Annotated in this window: 13 protein-coding genes; 3 read left to right on the top strand and 10 right to left on the bottom strand. The window is 41.8% G+C overall.

Features of this window, described 5'->3' with window-relative positions; all coding sequences use genetic code 11:
* Positions 1-13: 13 nt before the first annotated feature.
* The 3 genes from Ami103574_RS03075 to Ami103574_RS03065 all read right to left on the bottom strand — a co-directional run bounded on the left by Ami103574_RS03075 (position 14) and on the right by Ami103574_RS03065 (position 2,159).
* Positions 14-898 carry a YihY/virulence factor BrkB family protein gene (locus Ami103574_RS03075; protein ID WP_163065227.1) on the bottom strand — a complete coding sequence of 295 codons (885 nt, stop codon included), beginning with the start codon at positions 896-898 and terminating at the stop codon, positions 14-16.
* On the bottom strand, positions 895-1,512 hold the full coding sequence (gene rdgB, locus Ami103574_RS03070; RefSeq protein ID WP_163065226.1) for an RdgB/HAM1 family non-canonical purine NTP pyrophosphatase: 618 nt from the start codon (positions 1,510-1,512) through the stop codon (positions 895-897). The genes Ami103574_RS03075 and rdgB overlap by 4 nt, the downstream gene beginning before the upstream one ends.
* A 92-nt stretch (positions 1,513-1,604) precedes the next feature.
* Positions 1,605-2,159 (bottom strand): manganese efflux pump MntP, encoded by a 555-nt coding sequence (locus Ami103574_RS03065; RefSeq protein WP_163065225.1) that lies wholly within the window; start codon positions 2,157-2,159, stop codon positions 1,605-1,607.
* A gap of 216 nt (positions 2,160-2,375) precedes the next feature.
* Here Ami103574_RS03065 and Ami103574_RS03060 point away from each other — a divergent pair, with 216 nt between their 5' ends.
* From Ami103574_RS03060 to Ami103574_RS03050, 3 genes are all read left to right on the top strand, one after another.
* Positions 2,376-3,290, top strand: coding sequence for a D-2-hydroxyacid dehydrogenase (locus Ami103574_RS03060; protein WP_163065224.1), 915 nt, complete (start codon positions 2,376-2,378; stop codon positions 3,288-3,290).
* A gap of 367 nt (positions 3,291-3,657) precedes the next feature.
* Positions 3,658-4,332, top strand: coding sequence for a flagellar brake protein (locus Ami103574_RS03055; protein WP_163065223.1), 675 nt, complete (start codon positions 3,658-3,660; stop codon positions 4,330-4,332).
* A 10-nt stretch (positions 4,333-4,342) separates the two neighbouring features.
* The gene (locus tag Ami103574_RS03050; protein WP_163065222.1) at positions 4,343-4,957 is read left to right on the top strand and encodes a hypothetical protein; all 615 of its coding nucleotides are present in this window, start codon (positions 4,343-4,345) and stop codon (positions 4,955-4,957) included.
* A gap of 88 nt (positions 4,958-5,045) precedes the next feature.
* On the opposite strand, the gene Ami103574_RS03045 is transcribed toward Ami103574_RS03050, so the two are convergent.
* The 7 genes from Ami103574_RS03045 to Ami103574_RS03015 all read right to left on the bottom strand — a co-directional run bounded on the left by Ami103574_RS03045 (position 5,046) and on the right by Ami103574_RS03015 (position 15,626).
* On the bottom strand, positions 5,046-5,621 hold the full coding sequence (locus Ami103574_RS03045; protein WP_163065221.1) for a hypothetical protein: 576 nt from the start codon (positions 5,619-5,621) through the stop codon (positions 5,046-5,048).
* 188 nt (positions 5,622-5,809) lie between these two features.
* Positions 5,810-7,825, bottom strand: coding sequence for a methyl-accepting chemotaxis protein (locus tag Ami103574_RS03040; RefSeq protein WP_163065220.1), 2,016 nt, complete (start codon positions 7,823-7,825; stop codon positions 5,810-5,812).
* 466 nt (positions 7,826-8,291) lie between these two features.
* The gene (locus tag Ami103574_RS03035; RefSeq protein WP_163065219.1) at positions 8,292-9,686 is read right to left on the bottom strand and encodes a Kelch repeat-containing protein; all 1,395 of its coding nucleotides are present in this window, start codon (positions 9,684-9,686) and stop codon (positions 8,292-8,294) included.
* A gap of 516 nt (positions 9,687-10,202) precedes the next feature.
* Positions 10,203-11,411 (bottom strand): modification methylase, encoded by a 1,209-nt coding sequence (locus tag Ami103574_RS03030; RefSeq protein ID WP_163065218.1) that lies wholly within the window; start codon positions 11,409-11,411, stop codon positions 10,203-10,205.
* Between the two features lie 17 nt (positions 11,412-11,428).
* Entirely contained in the window at positions 11,429-13,588 is a 2,160-nt protein-coding gene (locus Ami103574_RS03025) for an ATP-binding protein (protein ID WP_163065217.1), read from the bottom strand.
* Positions 13,589-13,620: 32 nt separating this feature from the next.
* On the bottom strand, positions 13,621-13,794 hold the full coding sequence (locus Ami103574_RS03020; RefSeq protein ID WP_163065216.1) for a helix-turn-helix domain-containing protein: 174 nt from the start codon (positions 13,792-13,794) through the stop codon (positions 13,621-13,623).
* A 182-nt stretch (positions 13,795-13,976) separates the two neighbouring features.
* Complete coding sequence (locus Ami103574_RS03015; protein ID WP_163065215.1) at positions 13,977-15,626, bottom strand: recombinase family protein; 1,650 nt, start codon at positions 15,624-15,626, stop codon at positions 13,977-13,979.
* Positions 15,627-15,629: the final 3 nt, after the last annotated feature.

Here is a 15,629-nt window from a genome sequence, read left to right as displayed (position 1 = left end):
TTGTTAATTCTGCTTATTTCACCTGCACAGGGTTTGCTTGCCGCCCCTTACGCTTCTTGCTACCTTTATCAGTCCGAGTATCTGCCCAAACCTTATTGCAGAGAATGCCCAACACTAAGGCCCATGCCAGGAAAAAGAACCACATCATCACAGCCACGATGGCGGCCATGGACCCGTATAGAATATTGTAATTAGACATATAGTCTGTATATATCTTGTAACCAAAGGTGACGACCAACATGCCCACCGAGGCAAAAATACTCCCAGGCATAATCTGCTTGAACGCCAAACGTTGAGAAGGCAAGATATAATAGCTGTAACTGACCATGAGAAAGTACAAGGCCATTGTCACCGGCCAGCGGATGAACAACCAGAACATATTGATTTCATAATGTGCACCGATGGTATTCATCAGAGCCGCTGCCACCACTTCAATAATCAGTTCCCCGTAAACCAGAATAATCAGGCCGAAGGCCAGGGTGAACATGGTGATGGCCATGGTCTTGATTGCTCGTATTCGCTCCCGCCAATAGCCGTTTCCCGTACTTCGCCCACCGGTCAAGGTATAATTGGCAATCCGCATCAGCGCAAACTCTGCCCGAGAAGCTGCCCACAGGGTAATCACGATAAAGATGGTGTTCATGCCCTTAGTGGACTGGCTGGAAATCAGCTTCAGCATAACATTCGCTGCATCCTTTGCCACGTATTTTTGAATTAAATCCCCTAGGGCGTCTAAAGACACTGAAAATAACCCCAGCAGCTGAGACAGCACGATGAGGGTAGGAACAATGGACATTAAGAAGTAAAAAGCCAGCTGGGCAGCAAACCCGTGGTAATATGGATCCCGAATTTGCTGCAGCCCCAGGGCAATCATTTCAATCAGGCGTTTTTTGCTCATATGCCACCTTTCACATAATGGAGCAGTTCTAATTGACGCTGCAAGTCTTCCAAGGCCTTGGCCCGATGACTAATCTTATTCTTTTCTTCTGCGGTCAGCTGTCCGAAGCTTACATCATAACCCAGTGGCCGAAAGAGGGGATCATAACCAAAACCATGCTCGCCAGAAGCCTCAAAGAGGATGTGTCCTTCACATTCTCCCCTGGCTACCACCCTGCTGCGGTTGGGATAAACCATCGTTATAACCGAAACAAACCGAGCCGTTCGCTTCTCCAGCGGTACGTCTTTCAGCATCTCCAACAGCTTCTCGTTATTCTTCTGATCGTTGCCTTCCTCCCCTGCAAATCTGGAGGAATAGACCCCCGGTGCTCCATCCAGGGCATCCACCATCAGACCAGAATCGTCAGCGACGGTGATTTGATGACAGATCAAATTAATCTCATTGGCTTTCTTCAGGGAATTGGCTTCAAAAGTATCTCCGTCTTCCTCAATTTTGGTCTTCGGCAAGCCAAATTGGTCTCTGCCGATGATACTCATACCGAACCGCCTCATGATGGCCTCCAGTTCGTCAATCTTATGTTGATTCTGCGAAGCAGCTACTACAAGCATTGTCATATTTTCTTCCTCCTATTTGTCCAGATTCTCTTTGGTCTGGACTCTATTGTCTCGTTTTCAACGTTTTTTAGTAAATGTATACTTTCATAAAATTAGATAATGGCTTTTATCCCAATCAGCATTAAAATAATTCCGCCCAACATCTCTGCTTGACAGCCCAAAATATCGCCAAATTTTCGGCCAATAAAAATGGCTGACATCGTCAGTATTGCCGTCACGACAGCAATGATGACCACGGCCTCCAAAATATTAACCCGCATGGCGCTAAAGCCTACGCCAACTGCAAAAGCGTCAATACTGGTAGCCACTGCTTGAAAAAATAGAATGCTCAGACTGAGATGATTCACCGGACAGACTCCTTTGGATATCCGCCAGTGCTCCATGCCTTCTTTCAGCATCTTCCCGCCGATGACCCCTAGGATCACAAAGATAACGATGCCTGCATATCGGGAAATAAAGTCGGAAAACAAGCTTCCTGCACCGTAGCCTAAAAGAGGCATCAATGCCTGAAACAATCCGAACAGCAGGGGCATCGCCAGACAGTGCCGTCTTCTTAAACCCTTGTATACCATACCGTTTGTCATAGCTACCGCTACGGCATCCATGGCCAGCCCTGCACCAATTAACATAATTTCTGCAACTGCCATTTATTTGTTTCCTTCTCTCGCCCTTTTTATTTTGCTTATTTTCTCTAATTCATTATCATACCATAAATTACTAGACCTTCAAAGAATAATCATGTATGATAAACCTACAAAATCCTGTAATATAAGCCTATCCAGTTTTAGCTGCCTATATTACACCTTATTATGTGCAAATTTATCAGAAGTCTGAAGATTTCTGTCAAAGGAGTGTGATTAATCATGAAAATTGTCATCTTAGACGGGGCCACCATTGATCCAGGTCTTTCCTGGGCCCCTCTCCAGGCCCTTGGCCAACTGGAGGTATACCCGAGAACCCCAGCGGATTTAGTTGTTCAGCGAATTGGTGATGCAGAAGCCGTGTTTATCAGCAAAGTTTCCATGAATCAGGAGGTTTTAGACAACTGCCCTCATTTAAAATTTATTGGCGTTATGGCTACCGGCTACAACAACATAGATTTGGAAGCCTGCCGTCGGTTGAACATTGCCCTGTGCAACATTCCAGCTTATTCTACCGACGCGGTAGCACAGCACACCTTTGCGCTGATTTTAGAAATATGCAGTCAAGTTGCGCTTCACGACCAGTCGGTCAAGGCCGGGGACTGGGCTCGTTCAGAAGATTTTGCCTATTGGAAAGCGCCAATTCGCCTACTGAAAGGCAAAAGTCTGGGTATCGTGGGTTACGGCAACATCGGCAAAAAAGTGGCGGAGATTGCTTCTGCTTTCGGCATGACGATTAACGTGTACAGCCAAAATCAGGAAGCTGCGGTAACATCCGATATCTTGTCTCTCCACTGCCCGGCTACAGACAGCAATGCCGGTTTTGTCAATAAAGAGTTCATTAGCCGGATGAAGGATGGGGCCATCCTCATCAACACCGCCCGAGGTGTTCTTCTTAATGAAGGGGATGTGGCGGAAGCTCTCCAGTCAGGTAAGCTGGCCGCTGCTGGCATGGATGTCTTGTCAAAAGAACCAGCCGACCCGGCTAATCCGCTGATTCCACTGCCCAACTGCTTCATCACTCCGCACATGTGCTGGTCTCCGGAGGAGATGCGGCAAATCATTATCGACGGCTGCGCCGCTAATCTCCAGTCGTTTTTAAAAGGAGAGACCTTAAACCGAGTCGATTGTCAGTAACATAAAAACAGGGCAAGATATGCCTATCCTGCCCTGATAAATCCTTGTGAATCATAAACCTTTAATGTGATAAGGCACCTTTCAGATAGCCTCCTCCGGCACATCACACCTTCTGCGCGCTCGCCCAGAAAGTTGTCCTGTCGGAAACAGTCACAACTGTCTCTATCAAAGAAAGGTTGTCCTTCTTCATATTATATTCTCCTCTAGTTGTCATATCAAGGATTAATACGAAAAATATTGGGTAAAAAAACTTCGAATTTCAGCGAAATTTGTTGAAACCACTTTACTTCACCAAATAGATATTATAAAATTATTGAAGATTTACAAATATGAAATATGACACATCAGCATGTCTTAGGAGAAAAAAATGGATGCCAATTTTAATATATTAGATACCGTGGAGATTTGTGTTACAGATCAAAAACAACAAAAAACCTATTACCGGACCAAAGTTCAGGATATCGGCACGGAGGGTACCTTTTCTACCATGATTCCGTCTTCCGATACAGGCCGACCGGTGATTTTTTTCAAGGATCGTAAATATGAACTCTATAGTAAAGGATCAACCGGCATCGTTCTGTGGACAGTCCATTATCTGGGCATGGGCAAGGTAGACAATTTGCCGGCCTGCAAGTTTCAGGTTGTTTCTGGTCCAGAGATCACTCAGCGCCGAGAATTCTTCCGGCAGCCGGTCAGCATCGACTTTCAATATTACCTTATGGACAATGCCGAAAATATAGACTATCAAACCGTCTACAAGGGGCGCATCCTCGATCTAAGCGGAGGAGGCTGTTCTTTTATGTGTAACGAATCCATCATGCTTCGTACCCAAATACTATCCGAATTCACCTTCCGGCATACACCGTTCACCTTCCAGAGTGAAGTCTTAGATCGAATCGATTATACAGATACCCGGGCAGACTGGGATTACAAATATCGGGTCCGCTGGACCAATGCTAACCCCAAAACCATCGAAGCCTTGATACAGTTGGTCTTTGCCCAGCAACGGGAGCTGATTGTTTTCAACAACTCCATGGGATAAGGAGATTTTCATGAAAAAAATTGCATTATCCATCCTTTTGATTACTTTACTCCTGACTATGACCGCCTGTGGAAAAAAAGAGGAGGACATCCAAGCAAGTGGGGACAGCATGAGCCAGCAAACATCCTCTGAGGCGGCAGCGGCCGATACCAGTTCCGCTGGAAGCAGCCCTGACAGCAGTACCACTGGTTTAAAGACCCGCTATGACAACAGCTTGACCAGCAATCCAACAGATATCCGCAATATCGAAGATACCATGAAGAGCGTGATTCTTTCTGTTTCCAGCAGCATACAAATTGACTCACTGACGGTAATGGATGCAGACCTCGCTGCTGAAGGCGGCTATAAGGTCTACGCTATTCTTACTTGGAAGGACACCTATAGTCCCGCAGATAGCCGTCAGTTCCTGCAAACCTATTCCAGCAGTATTGCTGGGGCTGCTGATGGTAAACTGGGCAGCCTAGAGAATCTATCTCTGGTATGGCTCGTGCCTAATCTAAATGGCTCTGCCTCCTTAGTCTACGACAAGACAGATGGCCTGCTAGACCTAAGAGAAGAAACTTTTGATCAAAGCTTCGGTACGTTGTCCGAGCCGGAAGACAGTCTAGCTAATGAATCGAATTAGCGGTGAACTTTTAATCCATTACATATGCACCCTTAAAAACTCCAGCGAACGTCTCAACTGGAGTTTTTTTCTGTCTGCAAAATCTTTATCATCGCCCAGAATAAGTCAGGTAGCTCAGCATTCCGCTGGAAAAATAGTCGCCTATAAGCGAAGTCAAATTGAGAATGGAATCAAAAATTTCTACATTTTGCCTAAATTCCTTATTATGAAAAGTGGTGGACTGGTCAATAGTCTTCTGATTGAACTGGTATAAAAGGTTTTTCCATTCCGATTCCGACCAATAAGGATTTAAGGAAGCAAACATAGCTGCCCGCTGATCCGTGTTTGCGTACAGCAGTCGGGTGTATTCTTCTATGGCTGCCTGATCTTCCTGAATTTGCGCATCTATCAACTTATCGAAAAGATCCATGTATTCTGTCAACATCAATATGTACTGCTCGGCCACATGCTCGCCGAATATCATGCTAAAAGTTCCCACATACTTGTGCGTGAGCTCTTTCAATTTATTGCGAATAGTCTCCGTGTCTCCCAGCCCGCCATGCTTGCTGGCCAAATAAGCCCGAATCCAGGTGGACATATCCCGCCAAGCCGTTCTGGACTGAAAGATGAAATTCAGCTGGCTGGTAGGAATGCAGCTTCCTTGCAGTTTCCCAATCAATCGCATACCTCGCCCTCCTCTTATTATTTCTCCTACAGTATATGAAAGCAACGCGTTGTTTGACACTGAAAAGTCCCTTTCTACCTGTTTGGCGACTTCTTTCCTCCTTGTCCCTAAGAAAAAATAATAGTCCGCCGCCCCGTTAAGGGGTGACGGACTATTTCTCTTCTACTGCGTTCTTATTCTGAACAAACCTATTGCAACTTAAACTGGCTGATTAGCTCTTTCAGCAGATTGGCCTGACTGGACAACTCTTCGCTGGCCGCGGCGGTCTCCTCTGCGGTAGCCGAATTGGTCTGAACAACGGTGGAAATCTGCTCTACGCCTTCGGTCACTTGGTGCATCGCATTAGCCTGCTGATTGTTGGCTGTAGAGATGTCTCCCACCATTTTGCCCGACTGCTTTGTGTTAGCTACAATTTTCTCCAAAGAAACCGCTGTCTCGGCTACGATTCGATTGCCGTTTTCCACGGCCCGAATGGCGGTTTCGATGAGGTCTGTCGTATCCTTGGCGGCCTCACCACTCTTTCCAGCCAGATTTCGCACTTCGTCAGCTACCACCGCAAAGCCCTTTCCTGCTTCCCCTGCTCTAGCGGCTTCTACCGCTGCATTCAGCGCCAAAATGTTAGTCTGGAAGGCGATGTCATCAATAGCCTTGATAATATTACTAATCTGCCGGGAGGCATCCTTAATTTCCTCCATGGCGCCAATCATCTCTCGCATCTGCTGATTGCCGTGCTCCACCTCTTCCTCTGAAGCCACCGTAATGTCTCGGGCCTGATCCGCATTGCGGGCGCTACCTTTAATTCCTTCTGAAACTTCTAGGATGGTTGCCGACAATTCTTCCACAGAACTGGCCTGTTCCATGGATCCTTGAGACAACAGCTGTGCTCCCTGGGCCAACTGCTCGGATCCGGAGGCAACCTGACCTGCTGCGCTGGCAATCTCAGAAAAAGTGTGGCTAAAGGTGCCCTGAATATTCTCCAAAGCTGTTTTAATCTTCGCAAATTCGCCTACATAGTTGTGCTTTAGTTCAAAGACTAAATTCCCAGAAGCAATCTCATCTAAAACTGCGGAAATTTCATCTATATACTTGATATATTCCTGTAAACGGATTACCGTATTGGCTAAGCCTTCTGCAACCTGCCCGGTTTCATCCACAGCCCGGGTATCCACCTCTACGCTCAGATTGCCCGCTGCAATCTCGTGGGCATTGACTGCCAGCTTTTTCAACGGCTTAACGATGCCCCGACTGATCATCGTGATAACTGCACCTAAAATAATCAATGCTCCTAGGAAGATACCGATGCTAACCTTCATCAAACTATTATAGCTTTCATAAAACTCAGCTTCTGGCAGGGAGGAGAGAACACTCCACCCGGTGTCACCAATCAGGCTATAATAACCATAGGCTGGCATTCCGTCCTTTTCATAAGCAAAGTAATCTTCTTTCTTGTCTTCAAAGGCCTTCAGCAGCGGAGCAGAAAGCCCGATTTCGGACACATTCTTCATGATGTTGTCCTGATTCTTGTCATAAATAACAGAACCATCTCCTGCTAGGAAGAGAAAAAATCCCGTGTCGCCGAGGGTGTAGGAAGCCATAATTTGATTCAGTTGGTCCAAGGCAATATCCAAGCCCACAGCACCGAGCAATACCCCGGTTCGGCTGTCATATACAGGGGTGGCTGCTGTCACCACTAGTTTACCGGTAACAGAATCAATATACGGGGCAGAAAGAATAGTAGCATCCTCCGCCTCCATGGTTACGTACCAAGGCCTGGTTGTAATATCCCAGTCCGGCCCAGATTCCCAGCCATCGTGCTGAAACAGCTGGCTGGCATCTACATCTGCAATCCAGACGGATAAAATGGTTTCAGGGTCCAGCTCCTGCGACTCTACCAAGTTGGTCTTTACTACTGGAAAAGTTGTCACAGCAGAAATGCTCACTTCTTTGTTGGCCTCAGAAAAAAGCGCTTGCACCTCCGGATTGGTGGCCAGGGTCTCCGTAATCATCATATACTCGGTGAAAAAGCCTTCCACCTGATACGAAGCTTGCTTCGAGTTTGCGGTAAGGGTCTCTGCCGTGGAGGATTCCACGTTATCCTTTACCAGGACAAAAATGCTCACTAGCAAAATACATAGACAAATCATAACGGGTAGAATGATTCCAAACAAAAACTTTAGCAATATACTTTTCTTCAATACGTTCATAAATTCCACTCCTCTCACCGTTTTGCAATTTTCAGAATATTTCACCTAGTTGCATGTGGTTGGTCATATTGTACATGCAAGAAATCTATTTGTCCAGTTATAATTTGTGTAAATTTATAAATATATTTTGTTTATTTTGTGTCAAATAGGGAAAGGCCTATGAATAGGAATTTCCTGATTAAAAATTTCGTTTTCTGCGCCCTTATGGCATCCTTAGTAAGCGGTATAAATGCGTTATTTTGTTATACGCAATTGTTGTTATGCCCTTCATTCTATCGTGCTCGGCAATCACACGTATTATTGATTTATACTCCTGCTGTTTTAGTTTGTATAACTAAAATACTACTAACCAATATAGATAGTTAGCAGTTCTTTGGAAAGGTTTATTTTATTTGATTACCTTCAATTCATAATGCAAAATACAAGAAAACCACGGATTGCTCCGTGGCTCTAAATTTTCGATAAACTATCCGTTTACGCGTACATAGATTTGATAGGTCTCTCCCTCTAGCTCCGCTTTAACGATAGCTAGACCTTTCTTTACACCTGTAACCTGTCCATCAGCAGATACTGTCGCAATGCTTTCGTCCAGAGAACTCCAGGTCGCTTGGCTAGGATCATCGGTCAGATATAGCTTTGCCTTCTCTCCTGCTTTTAGATGAACCGCCAATCGTAATTCATCTGCAATGCCTTCTACTACTTTCACAGGGATATACTCCTTAAAAGTGCCGTCTGAGTTTTCCGCATAAATATCCGTATCGCCAGCACTAACAGCAGTTACCTTACCATTACTGTCTACTGTAGCTACTGCTTCATTGATAGAAGTCCAGGTGAAGTTCTGGTTGTTGGCTAAATCAAAGGACGTGCTGAGTTGGACGATTTCTCCAGTATTTAACAATACCGATAATTTGCTAAATGTTTCATTTGCTGAGTTCCCTACTTGAAGAGCTTCTATTGAATTTAAGCGTCCAGAGGTTCCAGTTCCTCCTATTGCATAAATCTTCCCATTGACTATTTCTGCCGCAAAGGAATATCTCACTGTATTCATTGGTATTCCAGTGCTCCAGCTATCTTGTTCGATGTCATAAATCTCCACTACATTAGTTCCTTTTGTATTCTCCCCTCCTATGGCGTAAATTTTATTATCTACCGCTACGGCAGTCAAATTCCGCCTAGGTGTTGGCATTTTTTTTAAGGATTTCCATGTATCTGACGTCACATTATATACTTGCAAAGTATTGGTATCTTTGCTACTTGAACCATCTTTGCCATAACCACCAACTATATAAACGTTATCCCCTTGCACACACATCCCAAAAGAATAACAATGTAACGCGGCTAAGGCCTTACTACTTGTCCAAGTTTCTGATAAAGTATCATATGTCTGCATGCTCATTATACTTTTTCCGGCGTCATAGTCTGTTACATATAGTTTTTCTCCATTAGCTACGACCGTTAGCCGATCTGAAAACCCTGGTATATCTTCTTTTACTGTCCATGTGTCTGCCTGTGAATCATAAATTTGCATATACGTCTTAGAAACATCACCATTAACATCACCATTACACATGGCATATATATTATTACCTATAGCAACGGTTTCTACTTTATATGGGGTTTTAAGCATAGGTGTTCCCATTTTCCACGTATCAGTTTTCGTATTATAAATTGTAACTAAGTTACTCTTATATCCGCCCACGACAAATATACGATCTCCGATTACGCACGTTCCAAAGGATCCTGGGGACGTGGGCATCATCATCTTAGTCTGCCACCCTTCTGTTTCTGCTGCCCACGCACTCACACTCGACACGCCTAGTACCATGCACAATGTCATTAAAATTGCTATAAATCGTTTCATATTGTTTCCTTCTTTCTTTGTTGTATATTTTAACAATATTGTTTCATGTTTCCACATTTATTTCAATTCTATTTTTCCATAATTTACTATTATATAATAAAGGGTTATCTTTGAAATACAGGGGCCGGAAGGCCTACATCATTTTTACTATAGCAGCCTGTTGCCTTCGTCAATTTTTATCCAATTCCTTGTGTCTGCAATAAACGTATCCGAATTTACTGCTAGAAATCCTTCGCCTGAATTTGTTTCTATTACATGTTCACCGTTCTCCGTGAGGCAAATAAGGAATTTAAAATGTTCATCTGCGAATAATAGCATTATAGATATTCTTTGGATAATTATAGATGTTGAAAATAAGTGCTTCGAATCAGCACAGATAGAAAAGTAAAGGAGTATTTCGTCGGCAATGACGGCACGTTTAAAATTTAACGCAAAAAAACAAAGAACCGCTAAAAATAGCGGTTCTTTTTCTGTATCATTAGGTCAAAATAGATGCAAACCATTAATGCACAAAAATCACTTTCTATATATAGAAACAAATTCAGAGTTCATAGACTCCACAGGTTTGTTGTGAACCTTGGATGTTTTTTTAGGAGTCCTTTTATTCGGAATATCTCGTTCATAAACCTCCACAAGATAGAAGTTATTGTTTTCTAAGAAGCATTTTGTAATGTGGTTTAAATTTATTTTCACTCTATCAACTGTTCGATTTCCTAATGTCAGTACTATATATTTATTTGTAACTCTACAAATTTCTTCTAAAACATTAAAATAATCAGAGAAAAAACGTATTACCTTTTTATGCTTGCTTTCACATATTTTATCTAAATAAGGTTGTATCAAACTCAGGCCGTATTCACTCAAATTTTGGCTACTCTGACATCCTCCTATGCTCTTAGAATCTATGATGGAATAATTTTCAAGCTCCCATCCCTCTAATTCTAAATCTTTGTTATCTATCCATAACAAAGCTAACATTGAAAACTGTCCGTAGGGAACAGTAGTTCCATTATCACCATAAGGAGGGGATGTAATAGTAATATCAAAACAATTATCTTCAAATTGTTTCATTTGGTCCACTATATCACATTTGAACAAGGTGAAATTTTTAAATGTATTATAAAATTTGGGATATGACTTTGTTACTGCAGCTAAAAAGTCAGGTATAACACTATTTTCTATCCTGTTAATTGCATCGTCTGTTCGTATGTGCAATTTATAGGTTGAACTCCTTGTGTTGCTATATTTACGAATAATATCACAAAGAATATACCAAAAAAACAATCTACTTTTATCTTTTTGAATTTGAATAATGGCTGTTCGGAGTATTCTTAATGATTCGATAATATCCTCTTTAAACCATTTTTTTATATTCGTAAATTCGTAAGTTTCTCCTTGCTTGATTTGCGTCAGTAACTTTTTCAACTGGTCAAAATCTCTTTCAAAGTCTTTATCTATACCCTGTAATTTTACTTTTGTTATAAGATTAGCAAGTGGATTAATATCGCAACCAATGAGATGTATATTGATATCAATTTCTCCGCACTCATATAGAGCCGTGCCTGATCCATGAAAAGGATCAAATACAGTTTTAATTCCACCTTGAGATATTAAATTGCTTAGTATAGCTTTTTGTACAGGCGCCACCATAACAGCAGGATATAGTGAAGTACCATGAATATCGCTTTTTTTCTTATAATTTTTGAATGAAATATCTTCTATCATAAATGCCTCACTACTCACTAATTTATATTGGGGTTATTTATCATTTCATTAGCAACAACTACAAATACTCCTGCTAACTTACCAAGCTTTACAATTTCATCTTTAGTAACGTACTGCATTGATTTATGAGCACCTAAATGCAATTTGGGAACATAAACATCTACATCCGATGGTTCTAAAATATTTTTCAAACTATCAAAATCAACTTTTGTAGAAGTCGCAACTGCACCTATGAAACTTTTTTTGCTTTTTATATAAGAAATTACAAGCTTTATATTTTCCTTTAACTCTTTATTCCACGTTAAAGATGAATACTTAGAACATTTTTTGATTGAATCAATACTTAATTCAAAAGTTGCTCTTAAAGTACAAGATAGCACTTCAGTATATTTGTCTACGTCCAACATATTAATTTGGTTAATCAAATTGCCCAAGGAAACATTAAAAGATATATTATATCCTTGATGTGCTGGTATGTAAATTAACGGCATCTTTTGTGATGATGACCTAACAGGTGATTTAGGTTCAACAAACTCAAATTCCACTCGAACTGTAACGAGACCTGTAATCGAATCTGTATATGAATAGTATATATTTTTTTTGCAAGGAATAATGACACTCTGTAAGATTGCATTTTGCAATTCTGCATTTTCCTCTTTAACAATAATACTGTTTTTTGAAATAGAATTGCCCTTACTATCATATGCCCCTATTATTTCATCATACAAATTAATTTGTCCTGAGGGCACATCGATTTTTTTATTAAATTGTTTCAAAATTATCTTTGCCGTAGTTACGGAATTATCTTCTCCAGAATTTTCCTTACCTTCTGCACCTTTCGTGGTTGCACCAGCTTCTTGTGTTTGACCCTTGCTTGAAGCAGAAGAAGCCTCATCATTAGGATTGACTTGATATATATTTGCATAGCATTCTTTCTTAGCGAAAGAATAAACCACTTTCTTATCAATCTTATGAATTTCAACCTTATCCTTAAAGGCAAACTGGTCTTTGATAATACTTCTTAAAAAGCTATTATCATTAAGCCGATTCGAAGGAAGAGTTAGAGTTGTAAGAATGTCAAAATCTAATAAATATTTTTTATATTGTGAACCTAAAGTCTGGATTGTTTTATTAATATTATAGAGAAATTCTTTAATGCCATCTGTTAAAGGATTCTGCAAAAATTGAGATCTATCGGAATTGAAACTCAATGATGAACTACTACTAAAAATTCGAATAGATCCTATCATTTGGTTGAGAACATCACTTGTCTTAATGTTTTTCATAATATTAGGATCAAAAATGTTAAAATTATTAAATAGATTTGTGTTTATATAAATGAGTGGAGTCAAATCACCTTGGGGGTTGTAAAACAATGGGATAATGTTATTTTTCCCTCGGGACTTTAATTGATATATTACAATTTCAATATCTATTTCATATTCATTGGCATTGAATAGATAATCTTTACTTAAGATTAATACGCCATTATGATAATACTTAATTTTTTGTTCTTGTGAACTATACTTAACATAGTACAATTGACGCTCAGGGTATATTTGAATTAATGGCTGCTTATCTTTACTGGAATAAGATGTGCCATTCACATTTAAAGTGATCTCGAAACTGCTATCTTCAAAAGAATATATAACTTTTTGCAAGTTTGATAAATCTGACAAATACGAAATTAAAGAATCAGCACTATATTCTTCTAATTTAATAACTATCTTAGTTCCTTTTTGAGCTTCTGGACAAGGCTCAATAGGAATTACCAACGAAGATATATTATCGCTGTTTATTAGCGTGTCGTATTGGGCACAAAATTTTAAGCCTTTTTCCTTTTTGGTAATCCAACACACGTCTTTACCAAATTTAAAAACAGACAGAAAGCCAAGACCTTTAGAGCCTTGTGTGTATCTGCCATATTGATTTTTTACACCATATGTTTTCTCGCTTTGGCTGATATGAAAAAGAATATTGATGGAATTCTCATCCATTCCACAACCATCATCAACAATAGTAAGAGTTTTACTTTGCGAATCAAGGGTAACAGCTACCTTATTTGCTCCTGCATCATATGAATTCTTAATCAATTCATTTAACGCAATAATGTTCGAAGGGATTTTTTCTGATAATTCTCCAATTATACCACCGCTTATAGTAATCTGAGCTTCCATAATTTATACCATCCTTAAATAACAGCTTTTCCTTATTTTTTGCTTTTACATCGGCCATCTTTAGGTTTTACCGTATCTTTAGGTATTGCCCAAGTAACCCCAAATCGAACAGCACCCGGTATTTTACCCTGTGCGCAAAGCACCTGCACCCGTCGTGGAGTGATTGACCATTTTTCCGCTGCTTCTTTTGCTGTCATGTAGTCCATTAAAACTATCCTTTGCCAAATAAATATTATATATATTATATATCGCAGCGGCGAATAAAGCAATCGGATTCGTGTAAATTATGGAAATATTCACAGCATTTTGGTGAAACCCATCGGAATATAGCAAAAATCTGCCCAAAGGAGAAAAACCGCCAGCTTTGTGGCGGCTTCTCCTGCTATTTTTACTCACTTGGCAGTTCCTGCTCCATTTCCGTATTTCCCTTAAAGGTAATCCGGATGCATTCAGGGGATAAAACCACCACCTTATCAATCACTGCCCTGACCACATCCTCCCGGTATTCTTTGAGGCTGAGATCTGTATGTTCCATCGTATAAAGCAGTTCATGAATTCGGGCTTGTGTGTTTTGGGCGAGCATGGTCTGCTCTTGATGCTCCCCAAGTTGCCCCTGCAGTGCTTTTATCTCCGCAGCAATTTCTTCAAACTTGGCATCGAAGTAATCCGCACCGGCGCTGGACTTGGAGCTGAGTTCCACCAAATCCATCATTACGCTCTGCAGCTCGGCGATACGGTTTTGGACAGCCGCTTCATTGAAGCTGTCATCATCCTGTGAACCGATGGCCAGCCGTAGTCCTGCCTTGAGGGTTTCGATAACATCAGCCTTATCCTCATCCAGACGGTTCAGAGCGATGACAATGGCTTGGTGCAACCGGCTTTCCTCAATGGTGGGGGATTCCTTGCAGTATTTCGTGCCATATTCCAAGCGGTTAATACAACGCCAGACCACCTTTTTCTTGCCATTCCTTGCCCAAGTGACCCGGCGGTACTGCGTTCCGCATTCACCGCAGCAGAGAAGTTCGGTCAGGGCGTATTTGCTGCTGTATTTCCCTTTTTCGGTTTTTACAGCTTTCTTGGCCACTTTTCGCTTAACAGATCTCCGGGTAATTTCCTCCTGCACAAGGTTGAATAAATCTCTTGAAATAATCGGCTCATGGTTTCCGGTTACATAATACTGGGGGATTTCACCGTTGTTTTTTCGCGTTTCCTTGGTTAAGCAATCCACCACATAGGTTTTCTGCAGCAGTGCATCTCCGATGTATCGCTCGTTGCGGAGCATATATTGCAGTGCGCCGATTGACCATTCTGCGTTACCTGTGGGGGAGAGAATTTCGTCTGCCTCCAGCGATTCCTTTATCTTTCGAACGCTGGCACCGGAGTAATAGCTTCTGAAAATCCGCTTGACGATTTCCGCTTCCTCCGGCACAACCTTGGGCTGACCGTCCTCACCTTTTTGGTAACCCAGCAGGCGGGAGTATTGAAAAGGTACCTTTCCGCTTTTGAAGCTCTGGCGCTTGCCCCATGTTACATTTCGGCTGATGGACTCGCTCTCTGCCTGTGCAAAGCCGCTGAGGAAGCACAGTGCCATTTCGCTGGCCATCTCCATCGTGTTGATGCCCTCTTTTTCAAAGATGATAGGGATGCCCTTTGCTTTGAGCTTGCGGATATATCCGATGGCATCCAGCGTGTTTCTGGAAAACCGGGAGACCGACTTGGTCAGCACCATATCGATCTTGCCTTTTTCGCACAGTGCTATGAGCTTGAGAAACTCGGTTCGTTTCTTGACGCTGGTTCCGGTGATACCCTCATCGGCAAAAATACCGGCAAGCTCCCATTCCTTGTTTTTATTGATTTTCTCCGTGTAATAAGCAATCTGCGCAGCGTAGCTGGACTGCTGTTCTTCCTGTTCGGTGCTGACCCGGCAGTAGGCCGCCACACGGAGCTTTCTCTTTCTGGCATTGGGTTTGGTTAAAAGAACATTGGCAGGGATCACATCGACCCTTTTCTGTACCGGTGTTATAGTTTGTGTTTGCATGGC

Source organism: Aminipila butyrica, from assembly GCF_010669305.1.
Lineage (GTDB): Bacteria > Bacillota > Clostridia > Peptostreptococcales > Anaerovoracaceae > Aminipila > Aminipila butyrica.
Note: the sequence above shows the minus strand (reverse complement) of the source record. Positions and strands in the feature narration are given on the sequence as shown.

Excerpts from the sequence above, each read along its gene's own strand:
- Ami103574_RS03075 (WP_163065227.1), bottom strand. The coding sequence starts at position 898 with ATGAGCAAAAAACGCCTGATTGAAATGATTGCCCTGGGGCTGCAGCAA.
- rdgB (WP_163065226.1), bottom strand. The coding sequence starts at position 1,512 with ATGACAATGCTTGTAGTAGCTGCTTCGCAGAATCAACATAAGATTGAC.
- Ami103574_RS03065 (WP_163065225.1), bottom strand. The coding sequence starts at position 2,159 with ATGGCAGTTGCAGAAATTATGTTAATTGGTGCAGGGCTGGCCATGGAT.
- Ami103574_RS03060 (WP_163065224.1), top strand. The coding sequence starts at position 2,376 with ATGAAAATTGTCATCTTAGACGGGGCCACCATTGATCCAGGTCTTTCC.
- Ami103574_RS03055 (WP_163065223.1), top strand. The coding sequence starts at position 3,658 with ATGGATGCCAATTTTAATATATTAGATACCGTGGAGATTTGTGTTACA.
- Ami103574_RS03050 (WP_163065222.1), top strand. The coding sequence starts at position 4,343 with ATGAAAAAAATTGCATTATCCATCCTTTTGATTACTTTACTCCTGACT.
- Ami103574_RS03045 (WP_163065221.1), bottom strand. The coding sequence starts at position 5,621 with ATGCGATTGATTGGGAAACTGCAAGGAAGCTGCATTCCTACCAGCCAG.
- Ami103574_RS03040 (WP_163065220.1), bottom strand. The coding sequence starts at position 7,825 with ATGAACGTATTGAAGAAAAGTATATTGCTAAAGTTTTTGTTTGGAATC.
- Ami103574_RS03035 (WP_163065219.1), bottom strand. The coding sequence starts at position 9,686 with ATGAAACGATTTATAGCAATTTTAATGACATTGTGCATGGTACTAGGC.
- Ami103574_RS03030 (WP_163065218.1), bottom strand. The coding sequence starts at position 11,411 with ATGATAGAAGATATTTCATTCAAAAATTATAAGAAAAAAAGCGATATT.
- Ami103574_RS03025 (WP_163065217.1), bottom strand. The coding sequence starts at position 13,588 with ATGGAAGCTCAGATTACTATAAGCGGTGGTATAATTGGAGAATTATCA.
- Ami103574_RS03020 (WP_163065216.1), bottom strand. The coding sequence starts at position 13,794 with ATGGACTACATGACAGCAAAAGAAGCAGCGGAAAAATGGTCAATCACT.
- Ami103574_RS03015 (WP_163065215.1), bottom strand. The coding sequence starts at position 15,626 with ATGCAAACACAAACTATAACACCGGTACAGAAAAGGGTCGATGTGATC.